Here is a 13,246-nt window from a genome sequence, read left to right as displayed (position 1 = left end):
GGGTTATAGGTATTTTAATCGTCAATCGGCCAGATCCAGGCCCATCTGCCAGAAGCTGACTTCCATACGTGTGGCTGTACGGAAGCGGTGTTCAAGCGAGGACAGGCGGGCAGGAGGCAGGTCCTGCCCCAGCTTGTCCAGCAGTTCGCGTTCGACCCGAGCGGCCTGCTGATATTCATCGCTCAAGTACATTTCAATCCAGGCATTGTAGGGGTTGCCCTCCCGCAGAGTGTCCGGCTGCTTGGCCAGCCATTGGGCGATCTCGGCATAGCCAATGATGCAGGGTGCCAGGGCCACATGCAGGTCAAGCAGATCGCCGGCAAAGCCGGCATCCAGTACATAGCGGGTATAGGCAACCGTGGCTGCTGCTTCGGGCAGGGACTGCAACTCGGCCGCAGTGATGCCCCATTCGGTACAGTACTGAACGTGCAACCCGATCTCGGTATCCAGCATGGCATTGAGGCCGGCCTGAGCGTAGCGCATGCTGTCCAAATCTTCGCTCTTGAAGATTGCCAGTCCCCAGGCGCGACTGAACTGGGTCAGGAACAGATAGTCCTGCTTCAGGTAGTGCTGGAAACATTCCTTTGCCAGGGTGCCTTGTCCCAGCTGGCGAACAAAGTCGTGCTGGATATAGGCATTCCAGTCGTCCTGGCAGCGGTTTTTCAGGTGTTCGTACAAGGACATGGAGGCTCCTCAGGGACTGATGGCATAGGTGGCGACCGCCGGGTTGGCTTTGGTCAGCCCCTGAGCCTGCATGAAGGCGCCAAAGCGCTGATAACGGCCAGCATCCAGAGCGGCCGGTCGCAGGGCAAAGCGGGTCAGGGTATCGCGCCAGGCGCGACGGTTCAGTTCAGTGTTGAGTTCATCCGGCTTGTAGCTGATGAAAGTGGCCCAGGCCGCCTCCGGGTGGTTAACGATATACTGGGTTGCCTGTTCCAGAGCCGTCATGACACGTGGCCAGCGGTCGTCGTTCAGTTGTGCATTATTGACGACCAGAATCAGCTCGTCGTAGGCGGGAACCCCCTCTTCTTCGACGAAGAAGGCACGGCCGGGGTGACCCTCGATATCCATCTGGTTGAGCTCAAAATTACGGAAGGCACCGATAACGGCGTCGACCTGGCCGCTGATGACTGATGGGGACAGTGACCAGTTGACGTTGACCAGCTCAATGTCGTCGTTTTTCAGGCCGTGCTTGTGAAGCATGGCACTCAGCAGAGCATCCTCGAAACCGCTGACGGAGAAGCCCACCTTTTTACCTTTCAGGTCTGCGATGCTCTTGATCGGACCGTCTTTCAATACCACCAGTGAGTTCAAGGGAGTGGCCACCAGGGTGCCGACACGTGTCAGCGGCAGTCCCTGATCCACTTGCAGGTGCAGCTGCGGCTGATAGCTGATCGCCATATCGGCCTGCCCGGCCGCGACCAGCTTGGGCGGCATGGACGGGTCTGCGGGCTCGACCAGCGAAACGTCCAGTCCCTGTTCGGCAAAGTAACCCTTTTGCTGAGCGATGATCAGTGGTCCGTGGTCGGGGTTGATGAACCAGTCGAGCAGCAACTCGACCTTGTCGGCGGCTAACGCCTGAGCGGAAAGCAGGCAGCCGCACAGCAGAGCAGACAGTCGTTTCATATGCTATTACCTCGGAAATTGGACGACGTGGATTCGCTCAGCCAGGGGGTGAGCCGTCGTGCGATCAGATTGACGGAAAAATAGAGTGCCAGTGCCATGACGGCGAGCACCAGCAGGGCGGCAAACATCAGATCCACTTGCATGCGGGCATTGGCATTGAGCATCAGGTAACCCAGGCCGGTGGAGGAGCCCACCCACTCACCGACGACCGCACCGATGGGTGCTACGGAGGTGGCCACACGCAGGCCAGAGCCAAAGGCCGGCAGGGCAGCAGGCAGACGTATCTGCAACAGCTGGGCACGGCGGCTGGCGCCCAGGGTGCGGGCCAATTGCAGGTAGCCGGCGGGTGTCTGGCGCAGGCCGTCAAAGCAGGCAGCGGTGACCGGGAAGTAAATGATCAGTGTGGCCATGGCAACCTTGGAGGCCATGCCGTAGCCGAGCCAGAGCATCAGCACGGGCGCCAGGGCAAATACGGGAATCGCCTGGCTGACCACCAGCACCGGCAGCAGCCAGCGGCGCAGACTGCCCCAGGTCACCAGCGACAGGGCGCTCATCAGTCCCAGCAAGGTGCCCAGCAGGAGGCCCAGCAGAATTTCGACGAGCGTGACGGCGGCATGCTTCATCAGGAGTGGAAACTGGCTGAACAGTGTTTCCAGCACCAGCAAAGGGCCTGGGAGGATGAAGCGGGGCGCATGGGTCAGCCAGACAACCAGCTGCCAGATGACGAGCAGTCCCAGTGTAATGATCAGCGGGCGCAGCAGACGCATCATATCGTCTCCTGGGCCAGCTGTTTGAGTAGCCGTGCCTGGTGATGCAGCACCTCGGGGGCGTCGATGGCGCGCGGCACCGAACCGGAGGGCTCGATCGCTTCTGAGAGTCGCGCCGGGTGGCCCTGCAGGACCAGAATTCGATCGGACAGGCGCAGTGCTTCCAGCGGATCATGGGTGATCATCAGGACGGTGCGGTCAGCCAGCAACTGCACAGCCAGGTCCTGGAGTTTGAGCCGTGTGATTGCATCCAGTGCCGAAAAGGGCTCGTCCATGCATACCAGGGGCTGATCCTGAAACAGGGTACGGGCCAGCGCCACGCGTTGACGTTGGCCACCGGACAGCTGATCAGGACGTGCCTCAGCCCGATCGGCCAGCTGAACCTGGCTGAGCAGATAGCGGGCGCGCTCAACCTCTCCCGGGGAGAGTCTGTTGCCTTGCAGCCGAGCCGCCAGCAGGACGTTGTCGAGTACCGACAGCCAGGGCAGCAACAGATCCTGCTGTGCCATCCAGGCCACCCTGCCCTGAAGCGGCAAGCCGTCGCTGCAGAGGATTCGGCCTTTGATGTCGGCGTCATCGGCGATACCGCACAGCAGCTGCAACAGAGAGCTCTTGCCAACGCCGGACTGGCCCAGAATGCTGGTCCACTGCCCTTCGGGCAGTTCCAGATTCAGTTCGCTGAACACACAGTGGTGCTGCCAGTGGAGGCTGGCCTGTTCAAGCCGGATATCCAAGGATTACCACCAGGCGTGGAAGTGGTGGGTCGGTCCGTGACCGGCGCCTACCTGCAGGCGGTCGGCAGCGGCAATGGCTCCGGTAACATAGGCTTTGGCCTCTTCCACTGCTGCTCGGACATTCAGCCCCTTGGCCAATCCTGCTGCAATGGCAGAGGAGAGCGTGCAACCGGTGCCATGGGTGTTACGGGTGGCGATACGTTTGGCCGGCAGCCAAAGGGCTTCACTGCCGTTCAGCAGCAGGTCGGCACTCTCGTCGCTGGCAGAGTCGGCCAGGTGGCCGCCCTTGATCAGTACAGACTGAGGGCCAAGGGCCAGCAGCTGCGCCGCTTGCGCCTGCATGGCAGCCGTATCGGCCGCCTCCTGAATATACAGTAATACTGAGGCTTCCGGCAGATTGGGAGTGATCAGAGTGGCCAGCGGCAACAGCTCGCGGCGCAGGGCATCAACCGACTCATCGGCCAGCAGCTTGTCGCCGCTTTTGGCGACCATGACCGGGTCCAGTACGATGTTGGTCAGACCACGCTGGCGCAGAATGGCGGCAATGATCTCGATAGTCTCGGGGCGGCTGAGCATGCCGATTTTGATGGCATCGACCTGAATATCATCCAGAACCGTATTGAGCTGATCCGCGATGAACGCCGGGGGAACATCATGGATGGCGCGTACTTCACGGGTGTTTTGGGCGGTCAGTGCCGTAATCACTGATGTCCCGTATACACCCAATGCTGAAAAGGCTTTCAGGTCGGCCTGAATACCGGCGCCACCGCCACTGTCGGATCCGGCGATGGTTAGGGCTACAGGTGTGTGTGTCATGCGGATGCTCCTATACGGGAGAAAACCGCACTGGCCATGCGCAGGCATGGTGCGTTCGTGACGGTCATCTCGATTTCCTACGCCGGTATCAACCGGATCAGGTTCAGCGGGTCTCATCTCAGCCCATTCAAGCGGGCACCCCGACCAAGATTCAGGCGCTAAGTTTAGGCAGTTGAAGTGGAACTGTCTATGCTTTAACCAGAAGAGTCCGAGGTCAGCCAAGCAACGATTAGAACGGAGGTGGATCTCAATGAACCCCTTGGAAGTGGTTGAGCTGATGTGCCCCTGGTGCAGCGAACCGATCAGTCTGACAGTCGATGTGACCGAGCCTGAGCAGGAGTACAGTGAGGACTGCACAGTCTGCTGCAGTCCTATTACGGTATATGTGGCGGTGGGGACCGAGGGAGCTCCTGACGTCAGGGTTGAGCGTGAAGGCGGTTAAAGGTCGTGTCTGCCGTGGTAAACAAGAGCCGGCAGCGCATCCTGAGTGCGGATACGACGGGGCAGGAGGTTCGCCACAGTGCCTCCAATCTGATTGCCCAGACCCGGGAACGACTGAACAAGGGATGTTCAGGGCCGCCAGATGACTATGACGAAGTGGTCCACCAGACACGAGTCGATATGAAACGGCTCAGGTCACTCTGGTATCTGATACAACCAGGGTTGAGCACGCAAGAGGCTGCGAAACTCCACCAGTCTGCCCAAAGAGTTGCATCGAGTTTATCCGGGGCCAGAGATCTGTCTGTCATGCTGACCACGCTGGGAACACTGTCCACTGAGCTTTCAGAGGATACCCTGGCAGCCATACAGGCTGAAATTCGCAGGTGCGTCGATAATGCTGAGGTAGACCGTGTTGCACTGGAATCCGCATGCCGGATGCTGGATCAGATGGAACATCAGCTGGGGGCTGTGGACTGGTCATCCCTGATGCGATGGCATATCGCGCAAAGACTCACCCAAACAGGCCGCAAAAGTCATGTACTTTACCGTCGAGCCTCCCGAGTGGCCGATGTCGATGCGCTGCACCGCTGGCGTAAATGGGTGAAAGTCTGGATGTACCAGCTGCAGTGGCTGGTGCCTGAGGCTTCGCCGGCAAAAAAGTGGATGGATTTGCTCAAACCCCTGGGCAGTAGCCTGGGCAATATTCATGACGTGGACATCCTGATTGAACTGCTGGGGAGGATGGCGGAACCACAGGATAGGCGCATCCGAATGGCACTGGTAAAGGACCTGCAACGCCAGCGTCAGCAAAACCTGATACGGGTTCATGAGCTTGCTGACAGGATCTATACCAAACCTCCCGGGCGGCGGTGCCGAAACGTCATCCACCAATGGTTGAACGTGCCGAGGGAATATCGGTATTGTTCACTATAGCCCCATCAAGCAAAAGGGCTTTTGCTTGTCTGTAACTATGCTAGTCTGTAGCCAATTATTCTCCAATTACCAACAGTGCTTGTTGAAAGAGTGGCCCCCATGTCTCTGAACAATCTCTCCGTTCGTGCCAAGCTATGGCTGCTGGTGTTCGTTGCCAGTGCCATGTTGATCATCCTGAGTCTCCTGTCCCTTCTTGATATGCGTGCTTCCCTGCAAAACGAGCGGCGAAACCAGCTCCATTCGTTGCTGGACAGTGCTGAAGGGCTGTTGCAAGCACAACAAGCCCGAGTTGATGCCGGTGAGATCAGCCTCCAGCAGGCCCAGAGCGGCGCCCGCCAGATGCTGGAAAGCATGCGTTACAACGACAATGACTATTTCTTCGTTTTGGATGCTGATGCAAGAATACTGGTGCATGGTGCCAACACTGATCTGGTCGGGCAGGTTCTTAAGGAAAGAAAAACCGTGGACGGCAAGCCTATCTTTGCTCAGATGGCTGCCCTGCTGGGCACCGGCAAGGATATTGAACAGCTGAACTACAGCTGGCCATACCCGGGCAGCAGTGAGCCACGGCCCAAGATAACTCTGGCCAAGCCTTTTGAGACCTGGGGGTGGGTCGTGGCGACAGGCGTCTATGTCCACGACCTGGATGAGGCGTTCTACCGTGATCTGACCTACATCGGCTTTTTGCTGGCCGGTGTGCTCCTCGTGCTGGTGGTGTTGGCGGTGCCCTTGAGCCGTTCTATCACGGGGCCGCTGGAGCGGATCGATGAGGTGATGAAGCGGGCCGCCGAAGGGGATCTGACCGTCCAGACGGGACTCAATACCCGCGATGAGCTGGGCCGGGTTGGTCAGCGTATCGATCAGACGCTCGCGACTTTTAAGGATCTTGTCTATCAGATTGCCAGCTCAGCGAATCAGGTATCTACGAGTGCAGAGGGACTGGCGCGCAGTGCCGAAGAGACCAGTGTAGCTCTGGATCAGCAGGCGCAGGAGGCTGAGTTGCTATCCACCGCCATGAACGAAATGGCCGCCAGCGTGCATCAGGTGGCCCGAAGTGCAGGGGAAACATCCGATGCTATCGAAGCTGCGGATCATGAGGCAGATGAAGGCAATCATGATGTCGATGATACCGTGCACCGCATACAGGCCTTGGCGCAGGAAGTGGCTCAGGCGGCTGAGGTGATTAAAGCTTTGGAAGGCGATACGGTACAGATCGGTCAGGTTCTGGAAGAGATACAGGCTATTTCTGAACAGACCAATCTGCTTGCCTTGAATGCCGCTATCGAGGCAGCACGTGCGGGTGAGTCGGGCAGAGGCTTTGCTGTGGTGGCCGATGAGGTGCGTCAGCTGGCACAGCGTACCCAGGGCTCCACCGAGGAAATTCGCAGCATGAACGCTCGCTTGCGCAGTGCGGCTCAGAAAGCGGTAGAGGTGATGGAACGCTCGCGCCAGGGGGCTGATGACAGTGTGAAGACAGCACTTCACGCCGGGCAGGAGCTGACCCGCATTGTTGAACAGATGGCGCATATTCGTGATATGGGGGTTCAGGTGGCTGCGGCGGCTGAACAGCAGAGCCAGGTATCGGAGGAGATGAACTCCAACCTGCTGCGTATCACCCAGGCCTCGGAAAGTACGGTTGCGGCTGCCAATGCTGTGGCCTCGAGCGGTGAAGAGCTGCAACGGCTGGCACATGGCCTGCAGGAGCAGATCAACCGCTTCAAAACCTGACTTTTAGCCCCGAGGGTCGATATACTGGCGCAAACTGTTACTGAACCTGTGGACCTTTATGAAATATCGCATCATTCCGGTGACCCCGTTCCAACAGAACTGCACGTTGCTCTGGTGTGAGCAAACCCGTAAGGCAGCAGTCGTCGATCCCGGAGGAGATTTGGCCAGGATCAAGGCGGCGGTCGCCGAAGAAGGTGTGGAGCTGGAAAAGATTCTGCTGACGCATGCCCATATCGATCATGCCGGAGGCAGCGCGGCGCTGGCGCGTGATTTGTCCCTGACGATTGAAGGGCCCGGCCGTGATGATGAGTTCTGGATCGAGGGACTGCCCAAACAAAGCCAGATGTTCGGCTTTCCGGATGTGGAAGTGTTTACCCCGGACCGTTGGCTGGAAGATGGTGATCGGGTCAGATTCGGGGAAGTAACACTGGAGGTGATCCATTGCCCCGGTCATACGCCGGGGCACGTGGTTTTTTACCATCGTCCTTCTGCGCTGGCTCTGGTTGGCGATGTGCTCTTCCAGGGTTCAATCGGGCGCACTGACTTCCCCCGTGGGGATCACGCGACTTTGATCCGCTCGATTCGCGAAAAGCTGTTCCCATTGGGTGATGAGATCGATTTCATTCCGGGACATGGCCCCATGTCGACCTTCGGTCTGGAGCGTCAGACCAACCCCTTCGTGGCGGATCGTTTTGGTTAACGACTGCTGTTTTCCTTACGGGTGGATACGCCGCCGCTGACGATGAAGGTAGTGACCTCGCTGGCGGGACATTCCAAAGGGATGACCCGGCTGGCAGGTACGATGATCAGGTTGCCGGCAAAGTTATAGGATTGGGGCAGATAGACAGCCACATCCTGCTCCAGTCCCCAGTGAGACAGGTCTTCGGCGGTAATGAAGCCAGCGACCCTGATTTCGCCTCGCTCATCCAAGCTGACCATGACCGGTTTCTCGAAACGCTTGTCTTCGCCCAGAAACGCATGAAACAGGTCTCTGAGTGCGTTATAGAGCAGCTTGATCAGAGGGATCCGCTTCATCAGCTGTTCGAACTTGCCGATTACGAAACGACCAAGGAAGTTGGATGCCAGAGCCCCAACAAGGGTGATAATCATCAGGGTGCACAGGATCGCCAACAGGGTGGTGGTGAGCCCGGGTTGGAGTTGCGGAAACAGCTGCTGAAACAGGCTGCTGAGCGCACTGAATAAGGTGTTGTTCAGTGCCGTGAAAATGGCGTACACCAGATAGATGGTGATGATGGCCGGCAGCAGTATGAGCAAGCCCTGAAAAAAGAGTCGAACGATCAGTCGCATGGGGCTTCCTTGACTACTTGTGCAGCAAGAGTGCGAGTTCAAACAGCTTGGGGTCCAGTCCCTTGCGATATCGGATTACGCTGTCCAGAGGGACGTCAACGATGGCTCCGTCAGCAATTCCAACCATGATGTCGCTGTAACCGGCCAGCAGGTAGTTGACAGACATGGCTCCCAGGCTGGAAGCCAGTACTCGATCATGGCCACTGGGCCTGCCTCCGCGCTGGATGTGCCCCAGAATGCAGACCCTTGGCTCTTCTCCCAGCTGCTTGAGCTGTTGGGCCAATCGGTAGGTGAGTCCAGGCTCCTGTCCTTCAGCGACGACGATAATCCCGCTGGAGCCCTTGCCGGTTCGACGGCTTTCGCTCAGTTGCTGCCCCAGCTGCTCGATGTGTACTTCGTACTCCGGCACGATGACCATCTCGGCGCCTGCGGCAATGCCAACATGTGTGGCGAGGAAGCCCGAGTTGCGCCCCATGACCTCGACGAGAAAATGGCGCTCGTGAGAGGATGCGGTGTCACGGATCTTGTCGATGGCATCCAGCGCGGTGTTCACCGCAGTGTCGAAGCCGATGGTGTCCTCGGTGCCGAAAATGTCGTTATCGATCGTACCGGGTAGACCGATGATGGCAAGATCACTCTCTTCGGCGAGCAAGTGAGCACCGGTTAGTGAACCGTCACCTCCAATCACGACCAGCGCATCGATTCCATTGCTTTTCAGCACCTCGATTGCCCGCTTGCGAACCTCTTTCTGCTTGAACTCTTCACAACGGTCACTTTTCAGAATGGTCCCGCCGCGTTGCACGATGTTGCGCACGGAGGCTGATGTCATCACGCGCAGGTCGCCTGCCAGCAGGCCACTGTAGCCTCGTTGTACACCGTAGACCTGGATGCCGTTGTTCAATGCCGCGCGCACGACACCGCGAACGGCAGGGTTCATGCCGGGAGAGTCGCCTCCGCTGGTCAAGACAGCGATGGCGTTGAAGTCGCGAAGTACTTCCAGATCAGGCAGGGTATACATCTCGGTTCCTTCCAACAGCGGTATTTGATTCCACTATAGCGGAATTGGATGACGCTGATGAGTCTCAGGGGCTTTCATGTATGAAAGATCTATGTCACCGTTTTTACAGTAAAAATTCAGTGAGAAGTTGAACAGGGCCCAGCCCTGGCTAATACTGAAAGTCTGAACGGGCCCAAAAAGCATAAAAAGCATAAAAAGCATAAAAGGGGCCTTTCTGATACGAAACAGGAGAGTTCGATATGGCACTGAAGAAAACGTTGATTTCCGCTGCTATGGCTGCTGCAGTCGCTGCTGGTGGTCTGGCGACAGCTACGGTTGCTCAGGCGGAGAACTTTATTACGATCGGTACCGGTGGTGTGACCGGGGTATATTACCCGACCGGTGGTGCGATCTGTCGTCTGGTGAACAAGGATCGTGCGGAACACGGCATCCGCTGCTCAGTGGAAAGTACGGGAGGCTCCGTTTACAACCTGAATACCATTCGGGCTGGTGAGCTTGACCTGGGTGTTGCCCAGTCTGACTGGCAGTTCCATGCCTACAACGGTACTGACAAGTTTGCGGATCAGGGAGCGAATCCGGATCTACGCTCTGTTTTCTCTCTTCATGCCGAGCCCTTCACAGTTGTAGCCCGTGCGGATTCAGGCATTAAAAACTTCAATGATCTCAAGGGTAAGCGCGTCAATATTGGCAACCCGGGCTCAGGTCAGCGCGGTACAATTGAAGTGGTAATGCAGGCCAAGGGCTGGACCACCGATGATTTTTCTCTCGCCTCTGAATTGAAGGCTTCCGAGCAGGCCAGTGCACTCTGTGACAACAAGATCGATGCAATGGTTTACGTGGTGGGGCATCCGAGTGGTGCGATCAAGGAAGCGACTACCTCCTGTGACAGCGTGGTGGTTGAAGTGAAAGACGAAACCATCGAAAAACTGATCGCTGATAACAGCTATTATCGTCATGCGACAGTCCCGGGAGACATGTACCGTGGCAACCCCGAAGATGTCATGACCTTCGGTGTGGGGGCGACCATCGTCAGCTCCGCCAAGGTGCCGGACGATGTGGTTTATCACGTGGTCAAGGCCGTGTTTGAAAACTTCGATACGTTCCGCAAGCTGCATCCGGCATTTGCCAACCTCAAGAAAGAAGAGATGGTACGTGATGCTCTGACAGCTCCGTTGCATCCGGGGGCTGAGAAGTACTACAAGGAAGCAGGTTTGCTCTAAACCTGCGTTTCATGGGGGTGTATGCACCCCCTTTTGTTTTGTTTTTCTGCTGAAGGGTGTTCGCCGTGTCTCAGGATGAAACTTACAAAACCCCGAACGACGACATTCAAGAGCTGGTCGCTCAGTCAGACAGCGGTGCACGCGCACCCAAAGGATTACCGGGTAAATTGCTATGGGGAATAGCCCTTGCCTGGGCATTATTTCAACTCTGGTATGCATCGCCATTACCCTTCATCTTCGATTTTGGCGTTATCAATGACTCCAAAGCCCGAGCAGTTCATCTGGCGTTTGCGATTTTTCTGGCATATACCGCTTATCCGGCATTAAAAAGTTCCCCGCGTTTTCATATTCCCTGGCATGACTGGCTGTTTGCATTGGGTGGGGCATTTTCCGCTGCGTACCTGGTGCTGTTCGAGGAGCAGTTGGCCACGAGGGCAGGAGCGCCCATAACGGTTGATATTGTCGTTGCCGTAGCGGGTATGCTGCTTCTGCTTGAAGCGACTCGTCGTGCGTTGGGGCCGCCGCTGATGGTGGTTGCGGCAGTATTCCTGATCTACACCTTTGCTGGTCCATACATGCCGGATGTAATCGCGCACAAGGGGGCTAGCCTTGCCAAGGCGATGTCTCATCAGTGGCTGACCACTGAAGGCGTGTTTGGCGTTGCTCTCGGCGTATCTACAAGCTTTGTATTTCTGTTTGTACTCTTTGGTGCCTTGCTGGAGAAGGCTGGAGCCGGTAATTACTTTACTCAGGTATCTTTCTCCCTTCTGGGACATATGCGCGGAGGCCCTGCCAAGGCTGCCGTGGTCTCATCCGGTCTCAGCGGTCTGATTTCAGGCTCCTCCATAGCCAACGTGGTGACCACGGGCACTTTTACCATCCCCTTGATGAAAAGGGTTGGCTTTCCGGGGTATAAGGCCGGTGCTGTCGAGGTGGCCGCATCCACCAATGGACAGCTGACCCCGCCGATTATGGGTGCTGCCGCTTTTCTGATGGTGGAGTATGTGGGGATTTCCTATATCGAGGTGATTCAGCATGCCATTCTGCCGGCACTGATCTCCTACATCGCCCTGATCTATATCGTTCACCTGGAAGCCCTTAAAGCGGGCATGGAGGGGCTGCCAAAGCCTGACGACGGTCGCACCCTGGCGCAGAAACTGGCGACCTGGTGTGGCATTGTCCTAGGTATATGCCTGTTGTCCCTTGGGCTCTATTACGGCTTTGGATGGACGAAGGAGTACTTGGGGAATGCCAGCTATTGGTTGATGTCCATCGTTATTCTGTTGGCTTATGTTCTGCTGGTTCGTTACGCGGCCACCTACCCCGAACTGAAGATGGATGATCCCAACTCTGAGATCGTATCACTTCCGGAGACAGGGCCCACCGTGAAGTCCGGTCTGTATTTTCTGTTGCCGGTATTCGTCTTGGTATGGTGCCTGACGGTAGAACGTTTTTCACCGGGGCTATCTGCATTCTGGGCGACAGTCTTCATGATCGCGATAGTGCTGACACATAAGCCACTGAAGGCGATGTTCCGGTCCGGTAAAGAATCCTTCTCCAGTGGTGTTCAGACCGGCTTTTGCGATCTTCTGGATGGTCTGGTCACCGGTTCTCGCAACATGATCGGAATCGGGGTGGCAACGGCTGCAGCTGGTGTAGTTGTGGGTACGGTTACGTTGACCGGTATCGGTCTGGTCATGACGGAGTTCGTCGAATTTATCTCAGCGGGCAATATCATGTTGATGTTGCTGTTCACAGCAGCCATCAGCCTGCTGCTGGGTATGGGGTTGCCGACTACAGCCAACTACATAGTGGTATCCACACTGATGGCACCGGTCATCGTCACGCTGGGAGCGCAGCAGGGGCTGATAGTACCGCTGATCGCAGTGCATCTGTTTGTGTTCTATTTCGGTATTCTGGCAGATGACACTCCCCCGGTGGGGCTGGCGGCATTTGCTGCAGCAGCGATTGCGCGCTCTGATCCCATTCGCACGGGTGTTCAAGGCTTCACGTATGACATTCGTACTGCAATCTTGCCGTTCATGTTTATTTTCAACACAGAACTGCTGTTGATAGGAATTGAAAGTATTCCGCACCTGCTCATGACAATAGTGACGGCTGTCATCGCCATGCTGATTTTTGCAGCTGCGACTCAAGGCTTCTGGTTGGTGAAGAGTCGCTGGTATGAAACGCTGATGCTGTTGCTGATCGCGTTTACGTTGTTCCGCCCGGGCTTCTGGTGGGATGAAATTTACCCCCCAGTTGTGATGTCACCACCACAGCAGATTGAACAGCTGGCCGCTGAGGCTCCCCCTGGTGGACATTTGATGCTGCAGGCTGAAGGCATGACGATTGACGGAGATATGGTGACCAAGCTGGTGAAATTGCCACTGGGAGAAGGTAGTAGTGGCGGTGAAAAGCTGGCTGAAGCAGGCCTGACGCTGGGCATCAGTGAAGAGCAGGTCGTGATAGAACTGGTTGGATTCGGCAGCCCGGCTCAGGAAGCTGGACTGGACTTCGATTGGCAAATACTGGGCATTCAGCAGGAAGCGGATCGGCCTGACAAGCAGTGGATGACCCTGCCGGCACTGCTACTGCTGGCAGGTTTGGCAATGTTGCAACTGCGCCGTCGCCGTCAACAGCAAGCTCTATAGG

13 protein-coding genes and 1 riboswitch are annotated in these 13,246 nt (G+C 56.8%); of the genes, 6 read left to right on the top strand and 7 right to left on the bottom strand.

Annotated elements, in window-relative coordinates:
• Positions 1–21: 21 nt before the first annotated feature.
• The 5 genes from tenA to thiD are packed head-to-tail and all read right to left on the bottom strand — an operon-like array spanning position 22 to position 3,943.
• Complete coding sequence (gene tenA / locus LN244_RS16245; RefSeq protein WP_239040791.1) at positions 22–684, bottom strand: thiaminase II; 663 nt, start codon at positions 682–684, stop codon at positions 22–24.
• A 9-nt stretch (positions 685–693) separates the two neighbouring features.
• Complete coding sequence (locus tag LN244_RS16240; RefSeq protein ID WP_239040790.1) at positions 694–1,626, bottom strand: ABC transporter substrate-binding protein; 933 nt, start codon at positions 1,624–1,626, stop codon at positions 694–696.
• Positions 1,623–2,396, bottom strand: a complete 774-nt coding sequence (locus tag LN244_RS16235; RefSeq protein ID WP_408904449.1) for an ABC transporter permease — start codon at positions 2,394–2,396, stop codon at positions 1,623–1,625. The genes LN244_RS16240 and LN244_RS16235 overlap by 4 nt, the downstream gene beginning before the upstream one ends.
• A complete protein-coding gene (locus tag LN244_RS16230) occupies positions 2,393–3,127 on the bottom strand; it encodes an ABC transporter ATP-binding protein (protein WP_239040789.1) in 735 nt (244 codons plus the stop codon). The genes LN244_RS16235 and LN244_RS16230 overlap by 4 nt, the downstream gene beginning before the upstream one ends.
• Positions 3,128–3,130: 3 nt before the next feature.
• Complete coding sequence (thiD, locus tag LN244_RS16225; RefSeq protein ID WP_239040788.1) at positions 3,131–3,943, bottom strand: bifunctional hydroxymethylpyrimidine kinase/phosphomethylpyrimidine kinase; 813 nt, start codon at positions 3,941–3,943, stop codon at positions 3,131–3,133.
• 57 nt (positions 3,944–4,000) lie between these two features.
• A riboswitch (TPP riboswitch) is annotated at positions 4,001–4,096 on the bottom strand.
• A gap of 97 nt (positions 4,097–4,193) precedes the next feature.
• Between thiD and LN244_RS16220 the strand changes: the two genes are divergently transcribed.
• The 4 genes from LN244_RS16220 (at position 4,194) to LN244_RS16205 (ending at position 7,745) form a co-directional block, all read left to right on the top strand.
• Entirely contained in the window at positions 4,194–4,385 is a 192-nt protein-coding gene (locus LN244_RS16220) for a CPXCG motif-containing cysteine-rich protein (protein ID WP_239040787.1), read from the top strand.
• A 5-nt stretch (positions 4,386–4,390) separates the two neighbouring features.
• On the top strand, positions 4,391–5,317 hold the full coding sequence (locus LN244_RS16215) for a CHAD domain-containing protein (protein ID WP_239040786.1): 927 nt from the start codon (positions 4,391–4,393) through the stop codon (positions 5,315–5,317).
• Between the two features lie 99 nt (positions 5,318–5,416).
• The gene (locus tag LN244_RS16210; protein ID WP_239040785.1) at positions 5,417–7,045 is read left to right on the top strand and encodes a methyl-accepting chemotaxis protein; all 1,629 of its coding nucleotides are present in this window, start codon (positions 5,417–5,419) and stop codon (positions 7,043–7,045) included.
• A 58-nt stretch (positions 7,046–7,103) separates the two neighbouring features.
• A complete protein-coding gene (locus tag LN244_RS16205; protein ID WP_239040784.1) occupies positions 7,104–7,745 on the top strand; it encodes an MBL fold metallo-hydrolase in 642 nt (213 codons plus the stop codon).
• Here LN244_RS16205 and LN244_RS16200 read toward each other — a convergent pair.
• Both LN244_RS16200 and pfkA read right to left on the bottom strand, forming a co-directional pair.
• Positions 7,742–8,353 (bottom strand): DUF502 domain-containing protein, encoded by a 612-nt coding sequence (locus tag LN244_RS16200; RefSeq protein WP_239040783.1) that lies wholly within the window; start codon positions 8,351–8,353, stop codon positions 7,742–7,744. The two genes, LN244_RS16205 and LN244_RS16200, sit on opposite strands and share 4 nt — an antisense overlap.
• Positions 8,354–8,366: 13 nt before the next feature.
• The gene (pfkA, locus tag LN244_RS16195) at positions 8,367–9,371 is read right to left on the bottom strand and encodes a 6-phosphofructokinase (RefSeq protein WP_239040782.1); all 1,005 of its coding nucleotides are present in this window, start codon (positions 9,369–9,371) and stop codon (positions 8,367–8,369) included.
• 239 nt (positions 9,372–9,610) lie between these two features.
• On the opposite strand from pfkA, the gene LN244_RS16190 reads away from it, so the two are divergent.
• Positions 9,611–10,591, top strand: a complete 981-nt coding sequence (locus LN244_RS16190) for a TAXI family TRAP transporter solute-binding subunit (protein WP_239040781.1) — start codon at positions 9,611–9,613, stop codon at positions 10,589–10,591.
• 65 nt (positions 10,592–10,656) lie between these two features.
• Positions 10,657–13,245, top strand: a complete 2,589-nt coding sequence (locus tag LN244_RS16185) for a TRAP transporter permease (RefSeq protein WP_239040780.1) — start codon at positions 10,657–10,659, stop codon at positions 13,243–13,245.
• Position 13,246 lies beyond the last annotated feature (1 nt).

The sequence above is a fragment of the Marinobacterium sediminicola genome (assembly GCF_022343685.1).
Classification (GTDB): domain Bacteria; phylum Pseudomonadota; class Gammaproteobacteria; order Pseudomonadales; family Balneatricaceae; genus Marinobacterium; species Marinobacterium sediminicola.
This window is presented reverse-complemented; position numbering and strand designations above follow the sequence as displayed.